Origin of the sequence: Rhizobium sp. Leaf341, from assembly GCF_001424325.1 — a bacterium.
Lineage (GTDB): Bacteria > Pseudomonadota > Alphaproteobacteria > Rhizobiales > Rhizobiaceae > Ferranicluibacter.
On sequence record NZ_LMPE01000003.1, the window covers coordinates 236,014 to 251,998 of the forward strand.

13 protein-coding genes are annotated in these 15,985 nt (G+C 66.9%); 3 read left to right on the forward strand and 10 right to left on the reverse strand.

Annotation, left to right across the window (positions count from 1 at the left end; genetic code table 11):
- Nucleotides 1-21: 21 nt before the first annotated feature.
- A complete protein-coding gene (locus ASG03_RS02750) occupies nucleotides 22-1,503 on the reverse strand; it encodes a putative bifunctional diguanylate cyclase/phosphodiesterase (RefSeq protein WP_244475138.1) in 1,482 nt (493 codons plus the stop codon).
- Nucleotides 1,504-1,680: 177 nt separating this feature from the next.
- The gene (locus ASG03_RS02755) at nucleotides 1,681-3,486 is read right to left on the reverse strand and encodes a response regulator (protein ID WP_062692020.1); all 1,806 of its coding nucleotides are present in this window, start codon (nucleotides 3,484-3,486) and stop codon (nucleotides 1,681-1,683) included.
- 516 nt (nucleotides 3,487-4,002) lie between these two features.
- On the opposite strand from ASG03_RS02755, the gene mutL reads away from it, so the two are divergent.
- Together mutL and ASG03_RS02770 are read left to right on the forward strand one after the other, a co-directional pair.
- The gene (gene mutL, locus ASG03_RS02765; protein ID WP_062692022.1) at nucleotides 4,003-5,925 is read left to right on the forward strand and encodes a DNA mismatch repair endonuclease MutL; all 1,923 of its coding nucleotides are present in this window, start codon (nucleotides 4,003-4,005) and stop codon (nucleotides 5,923-5,925) included.
- 199 nt (nucleotides 5,926-6,124) lie between these two features.
- Nucleotides 6,125-6,400 carry a DUF2093 domain-containing protein gene (locus tag ASG03_RS02770; RefSeq protein WP_062469707.1) on the forward strand — a complete coding sequence of 92 codons (276 nt, stop codon included), beginning with the start codon at nucleotides 6,125-6,127 and terminating at the stop codon, nucleotides 6,398-6,400.
- Nucleotides 6,401-6,442: 42 nt separating this feature from the next.
- Here ASG03_RS02770 and lpxK read toward each other — a convergent pair whose 3' ends face one another.
- The 6 genes from lpxK to ASG03_RS02800 form a co-directional block, all read right to left on the reverse strand.
- Nucleotides 6,443-7,498: a tetraacyldisaccharide 4'-kinase gene (gene lpxK, locus ASG03_RS02775; protein ID WP_062692023.1), complete on the reverse strand. Its 1,056-nt coding sequence runs from the start codon at nucleotides 7,496-7,498 to the stop codon at nucleotides 6,443-6,445.
- A complete protein-coding gene (locus ASG03_RS02780) occupies nucleotides 7,498-8,268 on the reverse strand; it encodes an HAD family hydrolase (RefSeq protein ID WP_062693016.1) in 771 nt (256 codons plus the stop codon). Before ASG03_RS02780 ends, lpxK begins: the two co-directional genes overlap by 1 nt.
- Before the next feature lie 92 nt (nucleotides 8,269-8,360).
- Complete coding sequence (waaA, locus tag ASG03_RS02785; protein ID WP_062469717.1) at nucleotides 8,361-9,674, reverse strand: lipid IV(A) 3-deoxy-D-manno-octulosonic acid transferase; 1,314 nt, start codon at nucleotides 9,672-9,674, stop codon at nucleotides 8,361-8,363.
- Between the two features lie 166 nt (nucleotides 9,675-9,840).
- Nucleotides 9,841-10,068 carry a DUF4170 domain-containing protein gene (locus ASG03_RS02790; RefSeq protein WP_062469721.1) on the reverse strand — a complete coding sequence of 76 codons (228 nt, stop codon included), beginning with the start codon at nucleotides 10,066-10,068 and terminating at the stop codon, nucleotides 9,841-9,843.
- Nucleotides 10,069-10,146: 78 nt separating this feature from the next.
- Nucleotides 10,147-10,962, reverse strand: coding sequence for a 3'(2'),5'-bisphosphate nucleotidase CysQ (locus ASG03_RS02795; protein ID WP_062692024.1), 816 nt, complete (start codon nucleotides 10,960-10,962; stop codon nucleotides 10,147-10,149).
- Between the two features lie 189 nt (nucleotides 10,963-11,151).
- The gene (locus tag ASG03_RS02800) at nucleotides 11,152-12,498 is read right to left on the reverse strand and encodes a TldD/PmbA family protein (protein WP_062692026.1); all 1,347 of its coding nucleotides are present in this window, start codon (nucleotides 12,496-12,498) and stop codon (nucleotides 11,152-11,154) included.
- 201 nt (nucleotides 12,499-12,699) lie between these two features.
- Between ASG03_RS02800 and ASG03_RS02805 the strand changes: the two genes are divergently transcribed.
- A complete protein-coding gene (locus ASG03_RS02805) occupies nucleotides 12,700-14,532 on the forward strand; it encodes a monovalent cation:proton antiporter-2 (CPA2) family protein (protein WP_062692029.1) in 1,833 nt (610 codons plus the stop codon).
- Nucleotides 14,533-14,559: 27 nt separating this feature from the next.
- On the opposite strand, the gene ASG03_RS02810 is transcribed toward ASG03_RS02805, so the two are convergent.
- Together ASG03_RS02810 and rsmD are read right to left on the reverse strand one after the other, a co-directional pair.
- Nucleotides 14,560-15,414 (reverse strand): patatin-like phospholipase family protein, encoded by an 855-nt coding sequence (locus ASG03_RS02810; protein WP_062692031.1) that lies wholly within the window; start codon nucleotides 15,412-15,414, stop codon nucleotides 14,560-14,562.
- Between the two features lie 7 nt (nucleotides 15,415-15,421).
- Complete coding sequence (rsmD, locus tag ASG03_RS02815; RefSeq protein ID WP_062692034.1) at nucleotides 15,422-15,985, reverse strand: 16S rRNA (guanine(966)-N(2))-methyltransferase RsmD; 564 nt, start codon at nucleotides 15,983-15,985, stop codon at nucleotides 15,422-15,424.

Sequence of the window (15,985 nt, forward strand, 5' to 3'; positions counted from 1 at the left end):
CCCGGTCGCAGACGGCCGCGTTCAGATCGCGACGGGGCGCTTGGTCTCCGTATCGCGGTAGCGCTCGCGCAGATAGCGCAGCGTGGCCGTGGCATCCGCCGGTTTTCCGTAGAAATAGCCCTGCCCCATGCCGCAGCCGAGTGCCTTGAGCTTCAACGCCTCGGCGAAATCCTCGATGCCTTCCGCCACGACCTCGAGCCCCAGGCCGTCGCACATCGTGACGATCGCCTTGATGATGTGCTCGGAAGCGCGATCGCTGACGATGCGGCAGACGAAGGACCGGTCGATCTTGACCTTGTCGAAGGTGAAATCCCGCAGGCGCCCGAGGCTGGACTGGCCCGTTCCGAAATCGTCCAGCGAGATGCGCACGCCTGCATCGCGCAGCTCCTTCACGATCTTCTGCGCCATATCGGCGTCGCTCATCATCGCCGTCTCGGTGATCTCGAGCTCCAGGCGACGCGGATCGAGGCCGACGCGATGGATGATGGCGAGCACGGTGCTGCTGGTCGCCAGGTCCATCAGCTGGGCGGACGACAGGTTGAACGAGAGGAACAGCTCCTTCGGCCAGAGCAATGCGGCTTCCGCCGCCTTGCGCAGCAGGGTCTCCGACAGGGCGTCGATGAATCCGCGTTCTTCGGCCAGCGGCACGAAGACGGCCGGCGAGACATAGCCGAGATCCCGGTCGCACCAGCGGGCCAAGGCTTCGAAGCCGACCACCATGTCGGTGTCGAGGCTGACGATCGGCTGGAAATGCACGTCGATCTCGTCGGCAATGATGGCGTTGCGCAACGCCTGCTCCAGCTGCGTGGCGCGACGCATTTCCTGGGCGATTTCCAGGGAATAGACCGTGATCTGTCCGCGTCCGCGCCGTTTCGAGCGGTAAAGGGCGGTGTCGGCGCTTTTCAGCAGGTCGTCATAGGCCTCGCCGGCAAAGGGATAGACCGCGAAGCCGAACGAGGCGGAGAGACGCACGGTGCGCTCGGCCAGATCGAACGGGGCCTGCAGCACCTCCTTCAGCATATAACCGATACGCTCGGCGCCCTTGCGCTCGAAGATCAGCGGCAGAACGAAGGCGAATTCGTCATTGCCCATGCGGATGACCGTCGAGCCGTCGGGCATGCAGGCTTCCAGGCGGCGAGCGACCTGGCAGAGGATCTCGTTGCCCGCATCGTGCCCGAAGAGATCGTTGAGCGGCTTGAAGCCGTCGAGATTGGCAAGGCCGATGGTGAAGGGCGCCGGGTCGGCGGCGCGTTCCGTCGCGATCGCCCGCACCGTTTCGCGCAGGCGGTTCGCATTGCCGAGCCCCGTCAGCGGGTCGATGAAGGCGAGCGCATGCAGATCGACCGGGTGTCGCGGATCGGCGGAATCGTGGGGGACGACAGGGCTGTACTCCGCAGGCACATCGCCGGCGCGCGGAGACATGGCGGCATAAGGCCCCGGCCGGTTCTGCGGCGAAATCCGTGGCTGCCCCTTGCGGCGCGAAGCATTGTCGTCCTGATCCATCGCGGAGGTCCTGAACATTCCAGTCGGTACGCTGACCGCATGGACCATGGTGGCAGACCGTTAAAAAATTGCAACAGCCGGTATCCCTAATTCTCGTGAGACTTGCAGAGACGCAAATAAATCCGGAGATTAGAGACCTGCGGATGCAGTATATCCGCGACTATCGTGTAAGGCGTATCAGCGATGCTGCCGATAGTCGGCACCGTCGGTCAGGTAGCGATTGCGCACGCGCTCGATCATGTCCGGGCTGATCGGCTTGACGATGTGATCGTCCATACCTGCGGCCCGCGCCTGCTCGAGATCGATGTCGAGAGCCTGCGTCGTGACCGCGACGATCGGCGTCCGGACGGACAGGCGCGCTTCGTGCGCCCGGATCGCGCGGGCGGCGTCGAAGCCGTTCATGACCGGCATCGACACGTCCATGAAGACGAGCTGCGGGCGATACTGCTGCCAGAACCGCACCGCCTCTTCCCCATTCGCCGCAATCCGATAGGACAGGCCGAGACCGTCGAGGATCTGGGAGAAGACGATCTGGTTGATGTCGTTGTCCTCGGCGACGAGAACGTCGATGTCGGAGGTCGAGCGGCCGGCATCGGGCAGCACGATCTCCCAATCGGCCGGCGACTGCAGCAGCGCGGCCGGCGCCGCTGCCGCAAGCGTGGGGGCCGACTGCGCCGGGCCTGCCGCGAGCGCCTGCGAAACAGCCTCGACCAGGGTCGCGTCCGCCCAGGCCGGATCGAGAACGAGCGTCGAGGGGGAAGCGCCGCCAGATGTCGGGCCAGATGCCAGCATGGCCTCGATCTCCTGGAAGTCCGGGTGGAGGAGCACGAGGTCCAGCTCGAGCTTTGCCGCACGGATCGCGTCGAGGAAGGCCATGACCTCCGCCGTCGAGCGAAGGGCGCAGACCTCGTGGCCGCGGTCGGAGAGAAGCACGACGAGACGGGCCTCGCGGAAGATGTCGGGCGTGACCACGAGAATGCGGCCGGACACACCGACAGTTTCGGCTTTCGCGGGCTCGGCCGGACGCACGCGATCGACCGGGGTCGCCTGCGCCGTCTGCGCAAGGACATGCAGGTCCAGTGCGCGATAGGGATCATGACAGTTCTGTGCCGGCTCGAACGCGCCGTAATACTTCACGGCCAGGCTCCGCGACATCTCCGGGGAAACCTCGCCGTCTCCAAAACCGACGACCACATCGGTCACGTCGTTCATGCAGGTGACGAGAATGCCGCGCTGCGCATTGCCGACACGATACTTGCGCGTGACAACCCAGCAGTCCTCGCCGTTCGCCCGGACGATCTGTTCCGGCAGACTGAACTCGCTGCCGGTTTCAAACACCATGCGATCGGATTTCTCGAATTTCTCGGCAAGATCCGGCTCGATGAAATCCCAGGCGGAGCGGCCGAGAATCTGGTCGGCCGTCATACCGTGCAGGTCGCAGAAGGCCTTGTTGACACCGATGTATTTCAGGCTGCGGTCTTTCACGCAGATCGGGTTGGGAAGGCCGTCGAGAATGCCCTCCGTCATCTCCGCCCGCTCCAGATCGAGCGCGAGCTGCTCTTCCTTCTTCTTGACCTCGGACACTTCGGTCAGCGAGACCACACAGAGGCCATTGGCAAGCCTACGCTTGCGCACGCTGATCCAGCGTTGCCGTGCAATGCGTTCGACCGCATCGTAACGTTCGCGCCAGTGAAGGGAGACGCGCTCCGAAATCCATTCGTCGCGATTGATGCGGCGGCTGTTGCCGTCCGTCGTCGTTCCCGAGTGGACGCCAAGATCGAAGACCGCGCCCAGGAAATCGCGCAGCCGGGTGCCGCGTGCGAGAAACCTGTCCTCGATGGGATAGAACTGCTGAATGGGCCTGCTGGCAAAGATCAGTTCATCGTTGCGATCACAGACGAAAACCGCCAGACCGAGCGCATCCGTGACCGCTTCCAGCATGGCGTGCTGGACAGGTGCGCCAGATGACGCGACATCATTCATTCACGGCCTCACAGTCCTTGACGAGCATTTCGGGAACATGCCGACGTCACGACCCTGACCGGGCGTGGCGTTTGTTCCGGATGCGCGCGGTCAGCATCGCGATCGCACCGGCGCAGCGATGGCCGACAAGCGGGCATGGCTGCGACATTTTTCGTCCAGGCATCAGGGCCGTGTTTGCCGGCAGCGCCGGTGCGGCAAGTCCCTTGGCGTCGGCAACCGGCGTCGGATCGACGGCGCGTCTGCCTTGGTCCGGCACAGGATGCCACAGCCGGCTTAATGCACCCTTAACCCTGCGGAAAGGCGGGCCATGCCGCAAGGACGGCAAGCCCCGCTCGACCGTGCGGCGTCGCTGTCCGCCGCATCCGCCGCATCTGCCGACAAAAGCCGACCTGGCTTGGCCCTTTCGAAGGGCAGTCCGGCGCCGGCGATCGAACGCGCGGGGGATATCCTGGCGATATCGGTGCAAGTCGGGCTCCCGGTCCTTGGCGGGACGCTTGGAATAACGGAGAATGCACCATGCCCATTGCTCTTCTTTCTGAAACGCTCATCAACCAGATCGCGGCCGGCGAGGTCATCGAGCGTCCTGCGAGCGCCGCCAAGGAACTGATCGAGAATGCGCTCGACGCCGGTGCGACCCGGATCGAGATCGCGACGGCCGGCGGCGGCAAGACGCTGCTGCGCGTCGTCGACAACGGCTGCGGCATGGGGCCGGACGATCTTACACTGGCCGTTCGCCGCCACTGCACCTCCAAGCTTGCCGGCGGCCTGTTCGACATCCGGACGCTCGGGTTTCGCGGCGAGGCGCTGCCCTCGATCGGGTCCGTCGCGCGGCTGACGATTGCAAGCCGCCCGAGCGGCAGCGATCATGGCGCCGAAATCGCCGTCCACGGCGGCGCGGTACAGGCCGTGCGGCCGACGCCCGCCAATCACGGCACGGTGGTTGAGGTGCGCGACCTGTTCTTCGCCACCCCTGCCCGGCTGAAATTCATGAAGACCGAGCGGGCTGAAGCAGCTGCGATTTCCGAGGTGGTGCGGCGCATGGCGATCGCCTTTCCGGGCGTGCGCTTCCTGCTGTCGGGCCCGGACCGCACGACGCTCGAATTCGCCTCGACCGGCGACGACCGGCTGGAACGCATCGCCCAAGTGCTCGGCCGCGACTTCCGGGACAACGCCATCGAAATCGATGCCGAGCGCGACGGGGTGCGGCTGACCGGATTTGCCGGCGTTCCCACCTTCAACCGCGGCAATTCCCTGCAGCAATACGTGTTCGTCAACGGGCGGCCGGTCCAGGACAAGCTGATCTTCTCAGCTCTGCGCGGCGCCTATGCCGAAACCATTCCGCAGGGGCGTTTTCCCGTTGCCGTCCTGTCGATCTCCATCGACCCGGCGCTGGTGGACGTCAACGTGCATCCTGCGAAATCCGACGTGCGCTTCCGGGATCCCGGTCTCGTGCGCGGCCTGATCGTCGGGGCCATCCGGCAGGCCCTGGCGTCGGAAGGCGACCGCGCCTCGACGCTCGGGGCGCGCGGCTTCATGAACGCGTTCCGTCCGGAGCCCGGCCGCACGGGCCCGGCCTTCGGCTTCGGACCGGGATCTTCCGGGCACAGCGTCTCTGGCCAAGGTGGATCTGGTCACCAAGCAGGATCGGGCGGGGGGTATGGATGGGGCGGCACCGCCGCACAGGCTCCCACCGCACCCTGGGCCGCGGAGCGCTCGCCCTACCGGCCTCTGGAGACAAGCGGGCGCGGCTTCGGCGAGGCGGCCCAGGCCGCGTTCACCGCATTCGCGCCGTCCGCACGGGTGGTCTCGGAGCCGGTGGACCTGGCGACGGGCGGCGCGGAGACCGCATCGGCGCATCACCCGCTCGGTGCGGCCCGGGCGCAACTCCACGAAAACTACATCGTCGCGCAGACGGGCGACGGGCTTGTCATCGTCGACCAGCATGCCGCGCATGAACGGCTTGTCTACGAGAACCTGCGCAAGGGTCTTTCGACAAAGGCGCTTCCGGCGCAGGCGCTGCTGATCCCCGATATCGTCGATCTCGCGGAAGACGACTGCGACCGGCTGATGACGCATGCGGAGGAACTGTCGCGGCTGGGGCTGACCATCGAGCGCTTCGGCCCGGGTGCCGTCGCCGTGCGGGAGACGCCGGCCATGCTGGGCGAGATCGATGCGGCGGGCCTCATCCGGCAGCTGGCCGACGAGCTGGCGGAATGGGACACCGCCAACGGCCTTGCCGGCCGGCTGGAAGCGCTCGCGGCCACCATGGCCTGCCACGGCTCCGTGCGCTCCGGCCGCCGCCTCCGCCCCGAGGAGATGAACGCGCTGCTGCGCCAGATGGAGGCGACGCCCGGCTCCGGCCAGTGCAATCACGGGCGTCCGACCTATATCGAGATCAAGCTTTCCGATATCGAGCGCCTGTTCGGACGCAGCGGCTGACGGCACCGGCAGCCCGCTGGCGGATGACCGCTGGAAAAAGACGCAGCGAAGGTTTAGAGCGGCGCGACACGGGTGGCGGCACGGGGACGGGTCCGATCGGCTTGGCGCTATAGGGACCGAACGACTCGGGGCCAAATGACCCGGGGACCGAACGACCCAAGACCGAACGACCTACGGACCGAACAAGAGGGACACGACGATGAACCGGTATGAAGGCAGCGGCAACAGGCTTGCAAAGATCCGATATCTGGATGGCGATTTCAACGTCATCCTGCCGGGATCCTTCGTCATCTGTGCCGTGACCGGGCGCGAGATCCCGGTTGAGGAGCTGCGCTACTGGAGCGTGGCGCGACAGGAGCCCTATATCGACGCGCAGGCGGCCTTCGATGCGGACAAGCGCGCGGGGATCCTGCCCGGACAGACGTCCGGCGTCGACAGCTTCGTCTTGCCTGACGGTGGTGCAGACGCCGTCTGACCGGGCGGGACGGCATTTACCAGACAGAATCGACGTACTTAATCAGGCTCCGCTGCGGCGGAGCAGCCGACGCCGGGCAGCAGCCAGGGCGGCGTCGATCATCTTGTCGGGAGCTGCGGGATCGTCGAAGACGATGTCGACGTCGATGACGCGCACCTCGCGCGCGAGGTCGCCGACCCGGCTTCCCGGGTGGCCGGTGCCGTGGGCTGCGTCCAGACGAACCCGATCCTTGGCCGTCGTCACCAGAAGCAGGCCGGAAGCGTCGGCATCGTCGAGAAGGCTGGCGATCTCGTCTTCGTCGAGGTGATGATGGTCCGGGAAATCCCGGCTAACGACGATCTCCGCCCCGGTCGCGCGGACCGTGCGGTAGAATTTCTCGGGATCGGCGATGCCGGCGAAGGCCAGCACCCGCCGGCCGCGCAGCGATCCGTCGTCCTCGTGCACGATGTCGGCCACGAACACGCCCTTGCCGGCCCGCGCGGCGGTCCGAACCACCGGGTCGGCGGCGCCGTCCCGGCCGATCTTCAGGAGGGCGGAGGCATGACGCAGCTGCTGGGCCAGCGGCGCGCGCACGGGACCGGCCGGCACGAGATGGCCGTTGCCGATGCCGCGACGGCTGTCGATGACGAGGAGGGCGTAATCGAACACGAGGCGCGCGCTCTGAAAGCCGTCATCCATGATGATGAGGTCGACCCCTTCCGCCACCAGCCGCTGCGCCCCCTCGACACGCTTGCGGGAGATCACGGTGGGTGCGGCGCGGGCCAGCAGCAGCGGCTCGTCTCCCACCTCCAGCGCCCGGTGATGCCGGGGGTCGACCAGCGTCGTCACGTCGAGCGAGCCGCCATAGCCACGGCTGAGAAAGCCGGGTTTGAGACCGCGGCCGCGCGCGGCCCGCGCGATCGCGATGGCGGTCGGCGTCTTGCCGGCCCCGCCCACGGTAAAGTTTCCGACGCAAAGGACCGGCACGGGTGCGGCCCAGCGGCGCGCGCGGTCCATGCGGCGGCCCGCGATGCGGCCGTAGATCCAGCCGAGCGGGCTCAGCGCCCGGGCGGCCCAGCCGGACTTTTCCCACCAGAAGGGCGGCGCCTCGGAGACCATCAGGACGCCACATCCGGCAGGGCCACATCCTGGCCCGCCTCTGCCGAGCCGAGCCGGTCGAGAAGGGCGGCCAGTTCGGTGATATCGGCCAGGCAATGATCGCTGGCAGAGGCCAGCGACTGGCGCGAGCCGGTGCCCGTGAGCACCGCGACCGTTAGGCCCACGCCTGCGTTGCGTCCCATGTGCATGTCGTGATTGTTGTCGCCGACGACGACGACCTCATCGGGGATCAGGCCGGTTGCAGCGCAGAAGCCGTGCACCATGCCGGGTTCCGGCTTGACGCCGTAACCGCTGTCATAGCCCGCGACGTAATCGAGACAGTCGTCGAAGCCGAAACGCTCGGCCGTGCGGCGGATGGAAGCTTCGTTGTCGCTCGAGGCGACGCCGAGCTTGTATCCGCGCGCGCGCAGCGCCGAAAACAGCGCGGACAGATCGGTCACCGGCACGGCAAAGGCTGCGGACCGGGAAAACAGATCGTCGAGAGCGACCGTCAGCGCCGCGCGCGTCCAGGCTGCGCCCGCGCCGACCATGCCCTCGGCGATCTCGGCCGTATTGCCGGCGGCCAGCAGGCTGTCGGGGGTCACCACGCCGGTGTCCGGATCCATGCCGGTGGCGCGCAGCAGCGCCGCCGCCAGATCCGCGTCGTCGCGCGCGGCGATGCGGGCGATCTCGTAATTGACCGGAACCCAGCTCCGCGCATAGTCGAGCAGCGTCCCATCCTTGTCGAAGAGGATGCCGGCGATCTGTATCGGATGCGGTGCCTTGACCATCTCGGCGGTCTCTCCGGTGATTTCGAACGGGCCAGCGGGCGCCTGCGGATGTTCGGTCATGCTGCGATCCGGACGCGCGAGACCGGCATGGTTCAGGCGTCGTCGCGCGGCAGCAGACGGGCTTTCACCGTCAGCGGATTGATGTAGGGCTCCAGCCCGCGAATGGTTGCCGACAGGGCTCCGCGCATGTCGTGCACGGCCTCCTGGCCGGCCTCGATCATCTTGCGGCGGACCTCGTCATTGGTCAGGAGATAGTGCACGCCCTTGGCCAGCATCTCGGGATCGCGCACGATCTTGGCGCTGCCGTTCTTGGCCAGTGCCTGATAGGTCTCGCGGAAATTCTGGACATTGCCGCCCGAAAGGATGGCGCAGCCGAGCATGGCCGGCTCGATCGGGTTCTGCCCGCCCTCGCCGAAGAGCGAGCGGCCGACGAAGGCGACATCGGTGAGGCGGAGGTAAAGGCCCATTTCGCCAACGGTATCGCCGAGCAGGATATCGGTCTCCGGCGTCACCGGATCATTGCGGGTGCGGCGCGCGACCGTCAGCCCCTTGCCGACCAGCATCGCCTCGATCGCATCGCAGCGCTCGGGATGCCGGGGCACGATGATCGTCAGGAGCGCGTTGCGTTCCTTGAGCGCCAGATGCACCGAGCCGGCCGCCGCCTCCTCCCCTTCGAAGGTGGAGATCGCCGCCCAGGTCTTCCGGTCCTCGATCTGATGGCGATACTGGCGCAGCACCCCGCCGTCGACCGGCGGCGCATCGGTATCGACCTTGAGATTGCCGGAGACCATGACCGGCAGAGCACCGAGCGTGCTGAACCGCTCCGCATCGGCCTCGGACTGGGCGATCACGAGCGCGAGATTTTCGAAGATGGCGTCAGCGAGGTTCGGTCGCTTCTTCCAGCGCGCGAAGCTGCGGTCGGACAGGCGGCCATTGACGAGGATCTGCGGAATGTGACGCTTGCCGAGCTCCATGATGGTCATCGGCCAGATCTCGCTCTCGGCGATGATGGCGAGGTCCGGCTCCCAGTAGTCGAGGAAGCGGGAGACGGCCGGCTTGAAATCGAGCGGCACATACTGGTGGATGGCGATATCGCCCAGCCGCTCGGCGACGACGCGGGCCGACGTGGTGGTGCCGCTCGTCAGCACGACGGCGATGCCGCGGCGATGGATTTCCTTGATGAGCGGCACGACGGAAACAGTCTCGCCGACGCTTGCCGCATGAAACCAGACGAGCGGTCCCTGGGGACGGGCCGCACTGGGAAAGCCGTAGCGTTCCTGCCGGCGTGCACGGTCTTCCTTGCCGCGCGCGGCGCGGAGGGCAAGATACGACCAGACAAGCGGATAGACCGCCGTTCCGACCCAGCGATACCCCGACAGTGCCATGCGCGCGAAGAGGCGCGTCATCGGGCGCAGCCCCGGAAACCGTGATCGTCTGCGGACAGCACGAGATGAAAATCGGCGGGCGGCGCGTCAGCCAGGGCCGCATCGCCGACGCCACGCCGGCCAGCCGGGGCCGGACGGGCGGAACGCGACGGCCCGGACATGCGCATGCCGCATCCGCCCCGAAGCATCAGAGCTGGCCTGGGTCGAGCAGGCGGTGCAGGTGCACGATGAAATAGCGCATATGCGCATTGTCGACCGTTGCCTGGGCCTTGCCGCGCCACGCCAACAGCGCGCTCTCGTAGTTCGGGAAGATGCCGACCACGTCGAGCTTGTCGAGATCGCGAAATTCGACGCCTGTGAGCGTCTTCAGTTCGCCACCGAAGACCATGTGCAGCAGCTGCTTGTTTTCCGTCATTTTTGCCTCTTTTCGTCTGACGTCTTTGTCTTGTCGCGCGCCTATCGCCTGGTGATGTGCGGCATCCCGCCGCAAAGGTCAATGCCCGTGCAGGCCGGCCGCCGCGTCCAGAAGCGCCGGCAGAGCCGGCCGTGCGGCGGCGCATAGAACCTCGTGGCGCACGCTTGGCCGGTTGTAGATGAGGGGCCGGCCGTCCAACCCCGCAAGCACGCCGCCGGCCTGCTGCAGGATCAGATCCGCCGCGGCGAGATCCCAGTCATGCGCATTGCGCTTGACCACGGTTCCGTCGATCCGGCCGTCGGCGATCATCGCGATGCGGTAGGCCAGCGAGGGAACGTGGGAGACGCGCCCGACATCATGGCCATAGCCGGCCTTGAGCTTCGGCAGCAGGTCCTCGGCGATGGCGAACCGCGGGGGCTGGCCGGCGACCGGCTGGGCGACGCGGATGGTCACGCCGTTGCGCCGGGCCTCGACGCCCTCCTTAGCCTGATAGAGCTCGATGAGGGCCGGCGCATAGAGGACGCCCGCGACCGGACGGCCCTTGTGGACCACGGCGACGCTGACGCACCAGACGTCCTTGCCGGCGATGAACCCCCGCGTCCCGTCGATCGGATCGACCACGAACACGGTGTCGCAGCCGAGCCGCGCCTCGTCATCATCCGTCTCCTCCGACAGCCAGCCATAATTGGGCCGGCCCGACAGCAGACGGTCCTTCAGGATGTCGTTGGCCGCATAGTCCGCCTCGCTGACAGGCGAGCGGTCCTCATGCTTGTAGCGGACGTCCGGGTTCTTGCGGAAATAGGTCAGGGCCTTCTCGCCGGCGGCCATCGCTGCCGTTGTGATCAGCTCCAGGTCCCTGGTCCACTGATCCGGCGGATGATGGTCGGCGTTCATGGTGGTCCTTTCCGAATGGTCGTACCGCGCGGCATCCTGCGCTCCGGACCGCATCCGCGGTCTGACAGGCGAAGTGCGGCCAAAACATGGTGGCGGCTAGGCAATCCCCGCGTTTTCCGGGATGCGCCGGCCGTCATCGACAATGTGGGGCCAAAGCCGGACAGGAGGAGACCGGACCGGCGCGTGGCGTTACTTCCCCGCCAGCGTCATGCCCTCGATGGCGATCGTCGGCGCAGCGACGGAATAGCTGCGGTCGATGTCGTTCGCCAATGTCAGGGCCATGAACATCTGCTTGAGGTTCGAGGCGATCGTCACCTCGGACACGGGAAACGCGATCTCGCCGTTCTCGATCCAGTAGCCCGAGGCGCCGCGGGAATATTCCCCCGTCAACATGTTGACGCCGTGGCCGATGAGTTCGGTGACGTAGAAGCCGGTGCCGACGCTGCGGATGAGATCCTCGGGCGAGATGTCGCCCGGTTCCAACGCGAAATTGGTCGACGACGGATTGACCGCCGTGCCGCTGCGCGCACCGCGACCATTGGTCTGGAGGCCGAGCTCGCGGGCCGTGGCTGTGGAGAGGAACCAGTTCTTCAGAACCCCGTCCTCGATCATCGTCATCTTCTGCCCCGTCACGCCCTCGCCGTCGAATGGGCGCGAGCCGGAGCCGCGCGGGATGAGCGGATCGTCGGTCAGGTTGATGCCGGCCTTCAGGATGCGCTCGCCCATCTTGTCGCGCAGGAAGGTGGTCTTGCGGGCGACGGATGCGCCGTTGATGGCGCCGGCGATGTGGCCGGCAAAACCGCGCGACACCCGCGGATCGAAGACGACCGTGACGTTCTTCTGCGTCTCGACCTGACGCGGATTGACACGGGCGGCAGCCCGCTCGCCGGCATGCCGGCCGATGTCGGCCGCGCCGCGCAGATCGGCAAGGAACAGGGCGCTGTCAAAGTCGTAGTCGCGCTCCATCCGCGTGCCCTCGCCTGCGATGGCGCTGACGGACAGGCTGAAGCGGGTGCCCATATAGGCGCCGGAGAAGCCGCCGGAGGTGACGAGCACGAGGCCGCCCATGCCGGTCGAACCGCCGGCACCACTAGTCTTGGTGACGCCCGGCACGGCCAGGGCCGCAGCTTCTGCCGCGAGCGCGCGTTCGGTCAGCTCCTCCGTGGAGATCTCGCTCGGGTCGAACAGGTCGAGATCCGGGACGTCGCGGGCGATGTGCGCCTCGTCGGCAAGCGTGGCATAGGGATCTTCGGGCGAGGCCTTGGCCATGGCGACGGCCCGTTCGGCCAGCACCTTGAGGTCGAAGCCCGGATTGGCGGAGACGCTGGCGACCCGGCGGCCGACGAAGACGCGCAACGAAAAGTCGTCGCTTTCGGAACTGTCGGTGGCCTCCACCTTGCCCAGGCGCACCGACACGGAGCGCGAACGCCCCCGCAGCACGACGGCGTCGGCCTGATCGGCTCCCGCCTTTCTCGCAAGGTCCACGAGCTCGGCGGCCCGCTTTTCGAGTGCGGCGGAATCAATCGTCTGGGGCATGAACTGGCCTTTCCTTCGCGTCCCATTTATTGTGCACTGGCCCGGGCATCAAGGGCGCGGCGCGATTCTCCCCGTGAAGCGCGCCTTATTTCCGTCTTGCCGGCCGGGAAGAACGCCATCCTGCAGATAGCCTTCGATCGAAGGTGGGCCTGATCCGTTGCGCCCGCGCGGAAAACGGCCAAGGTTGAGGATACCGTCCACATGTCGACAACACCCGTCCTGACCTCCCAGGCGCTTCTGCTGCTCGGTGGCGCCGTGGTGGCCGCTCCCCTTTTCAAGAAGCTCGGACTGGGGACCGTGCTCGGCTATCTCGCCGCCGGCGTCATCATCGGCCCGGTGTTTCACCAGATCAGCGACGGGGAAGCCATTCTCGGCTTTGCCGAACTCGGCGTCGTCTTCCTCCTGTTCGTGATCGGGCTGGAGCTGAAGATGTCGCGGCTGTGGGCCATGCGCCGGGATATCTTCGGGCTCGGTTCGGCGCAGGTGCTGGTGACCGGCGGACTGCTCTCCCTGACCATCTTTGCATTCGGCCTGCTCGACGCCGGCGGCAGTCTCATCGCCGGCTTCGGTCTCGCGCTTTCCTCGACCGCCTTCGCGCTGCAGATCCTCGACGAGAAGGGCGACACGAATACGCGCTACGGCCAGCGGGCCTTCTCGATACTCCTCTTGCAGGATCTCGCGATCGTGCCCCTGCTGGCCCTGATCCCGCTGCTGGCGCTACAGGCGCCGGAGGACACCACGCCGCCGATCGAGGATTTTTCGGTCGCGCTCGGCGCGATCCTCGTGATGGTGCTGGCCGGGCGTTACCTGATCAACCCGCTGTTCCGCATCCTCGCCCGCACCGGCGCGCGCGAGATCATGATCGCCGCGGCGCTGCTGATCGTGCTCGGCGCGGCGACGCTGATGCAGATGGCGCAGCTTTCCATGGCGATGGGCGCCTTTCTCGCCGGCGTGCTCCTTGCGGAATCGAGCTACCGGCATGAGCTGGAAGCCGATATCGAGCCGTTTCGCGGCCTGCTTCTGGCCCTGTTTTTCATGGCGGTCGGCCTGTCGCTGCAGATCGACGTGATCTTTTCCAACTGGCACGTGGTGCTGATCGCGGTGCCCCTGCTGGTGATTATCAAGGCCGTCAGTCTGTACGCCGTCAGCCGGCTGTTCGGCTCCCCCCACAACGAGGCGGTGCGCATCGCGCTTCTCCTGCCGCAGGGCGGCGAGTTCGGCTTCGTGCTTTTCAGCGCCGCCGCCGCGGCCGGCGTGTTTCCGGCCGCAACCGGTTCTCTGCTCGTGGTCATCGTCACGCTGTCCATGGCGCTGACGCCCGCCGCCTCCGCCCTGTCGCGCTTTCTCGTGCGGGACGACGAGGAAGAGGCGGAAGACGAGATGGAGGAGGATTTTGAGGGCGCCGGCGCCGACGTTCTGATGATCGGCTTTTCCCGCTTCGGGCAGATCGCCGCACAGATCCTGCTGGCCGGCGGACGCGACGTCACGATCATCGACCATTCCGCCGCCCGCGTGGAGCAGGCGTCGACCTTCGGCTTCCGGATCTACTTCGGTGACGGCACGCGCCTGGACGTGTTGCGGGCCGCCGGCATCGAGCGGGCGAAGATCGTGGCGATCTGCACGCACCGGAAGGAGATCACGGACCGGATCGTCGATCTCGTCCAGTCGGAATTTCCCAATGCCCGCATCTTCGCGCGCTCCTACGACCGGCAGCATACGCTGCAGTTGCGCGCGCGCGGCGTCGATTACGAACTGCGGGAAACGCTTGAATCCGGCCTGCTGTTCGGCCAGCGTACGCTGGAGAACCTGGGCGTGCCGGATGCGCAGGCGATCGCGATCACCACGGACATTCGCCGGCGCGACGAGGCGCGGCTCGAGGTGCAGGCCGTCGAGGGGCCGTCGGCCGGCCGCGACATGCTGCATTTCCGCCCGGTCAAGCCCGAGCCGCTGATGAAGCCGAAGCGCGAACCGTCCGCGCCGCTCGGGCCGGACGAGGAAATCGCCGCGGCCGAACGGGCGCACGTGGCGAAATAGCCGCGACCGACCGGACGCATGACCGGCTCACGCCGAGAGAAGTCGGTCGAGCTGTCTCTTGACCTCATCCTTGACGCCGGCGCTCATGGCCAGCACCTCCTGCGCGCGCAGGAAATCCATGACGCGGATGCGACCGACCGTCGGCCGCACGAGAAGATCGGGCGGGCGAGCGGTCATCTTCATCGCGATGATCGTCTGCATCATCAGCTGGCTCGCGCCGAACATGGCATCCATCCGCGACGGCAGCGTCGTGCCGTCGCCCTCCGGGCCGCCGACGACATCGACGGCGAGGACGATGTCGGCCAGACCGTGGAGATGGTCGAAGGGGACCGGATTGACGAAGCCGCCGTCGATCATGACCCGTCCGCCGAGGCGAACCGGCTGGAACATGCCGGGAAGAGCGGCAGACGCCGCGATGGCGGTGCGCAGGTCGCCCGTTTCCAGCACCCTCTCGCCCTGTGCGTAGTAATCCGTGGCAATCACCTTGAGCGGAATGGACAGGGCCTCGAAGCTCTCTGGAATGGCCTCCGGCAGGAAGGCGGACAGCACGCGTTCGAGATTGAACGGGCCGAAGCGCAAGCTGCCGCCGATCGCCTGCAGGGTCGAGGGCCGCAGGCGCCAGAGGCGGTTGGCGATCTCCGTGCGCCGGCCGACCGTGGACAGCGCAAACTCACGGATCTCGTGTCCGCGCATGCCCGCCGCCATGCCGGCGCCCATGATCGCGCCGATGGAGGTGCCGGCGATGACGCACGGGCGGATTCCGAGTTCGTCCAGCGCCTCGATGACAGGGATATGGGCCAGGCCCCGTGCACCACCGCCGCCGAGCGCGAGAGCGACCGTAGGACCGCGCGATCCGGGCGAAACGGGTGGCGTCGCCGACATGGCCGGGTTAGCCGCGCATGCGGTAGCGGTAGAAATGCATGCGGGTATCGCCGAACTGCCGGATATCGAGCGGCTCGAAATCGGGACCGGGCATCGGCGTCACGTCGGCGCGCTCCTCGAGGATGACAAGGGCATCAGGCAGGATCCAGCCGCCAGCCGCGGCCGCGGCCATTGCCCGCTCGCCGAGCCCCTTGCCATAGGGCGGATCGGCAAAGACCAGCTGGAACGGTTCGACCGTGCCCACGGTGCCGAGGTCGGTCGCGTCGCGTCGATAGATCTTGGCGCGACCCGTCAGGCCGAGCGTCTCGATATTGGTGCGCAGCAAGCCCCTGCCCTCCGCGCTGTTTTCGACGAACAGCGCCTGCCGGCAGCCGCGCGACAGGGCTTCGAGCCCGACCGCGCCCGTCCCGGCAAAGAGATCGAGGATACGGGTCTCCGCGAGCTTTTCCGGATAGGCATGGCTGAGAATGTTGAACAGGCTTTCCCGCGTCCGGTCTGATGTCGGCCGGATCTCCGCCGTTGCCGGGCTCGCCAGAGCCCGGCCGCGAAACGCGCCACCCACGATGCGCAC

Bases quoted from the DNA above. Each gene is read 5' to 3' on its own strand.
- ASG03_RS02755 (WP_062692020.1), bottom strand. From the start codon at position 3,486: ATGAATGATGTCGCGTCATCTGGCGCACCTGTCCAGCACGCCATGCTG.
- waaA (WP_062469717.1), bottom strand. From the start codon at position 9,674: ATGACGCGCCTCTTCGCGCGCATGGCACTGTCGGGGTATCGCTGGGTC.
- lpxK (WP_062692023.1), bottom strand. From the start codon at position 7,498: ATGGTCTCCGAGGCGCCGCCCTTCTGGTGGGAAAAGTCCGGCTGGGCC.
- ASG03_RS02810 (WP_062692031.1), bottom strand. From the start codon at position 15,414: ATGTCGGCGACGCCACCCGTTTCGCCCGGATCGCGCGGTCCTACGGTC.
- ASG03_RS02805 (WP_062692029.1), top strand. From the start codon at position 12,700: ATGTCGACAACACCCGTCCTGACCTCCCAGGCGCTTCTGCTGCTCGGT.
- ASG03_RS02780 (WP_062693016.1), bottom strand. From the start codon at position 8,268: ATGGTCAAGGCACCGCATCCGATACAGATCGCCGGCATCCTCTTCGAC.
- ASG03_RS02790 (WP_062469721.1), bottom strand. From the start codon at position 10,068: ATGACGGAAAACAAGCAGCTGCTGCACATGGTCTTCGGTGGCGAACTG.
- mutL (WP_062692022.1), top strand. From the start codon at position 4,003: ATGCCCATTGCTCTTCTTTCTGAAACGCTCATCAACCAGATCGCGGCC.
- ASG03_RS02750 (WP_244475138.1), bottom strand. From the start codon at position 1,503: ATGGATCAGGACGACAATGCTTCGCGCCGCAAGGGGCAGCCACGGATT.
- ASG03_RS02770 (WP_062469707.1), top strand. From the start codon at position 6,125: ATGAACCGGTATGAAGGCAGCGGCAACAGGCTTGCAAAGATCCGATAT.
- ASG03_RS02800 (WP_062692026.1), bottom strand. From the start codon at position 12,498: ATGCCCCAGACGATTGATTCCGCCGCACTCGAAAAGCGGGCCGCCGAG.
- ASG03_RS02795 (WP_062692024.1), bottom strand. From the start codon at position 10,962: ATGAACGCCGACCATCATCCGCCGGATCAGTGGACCAGGGACCTGGAG.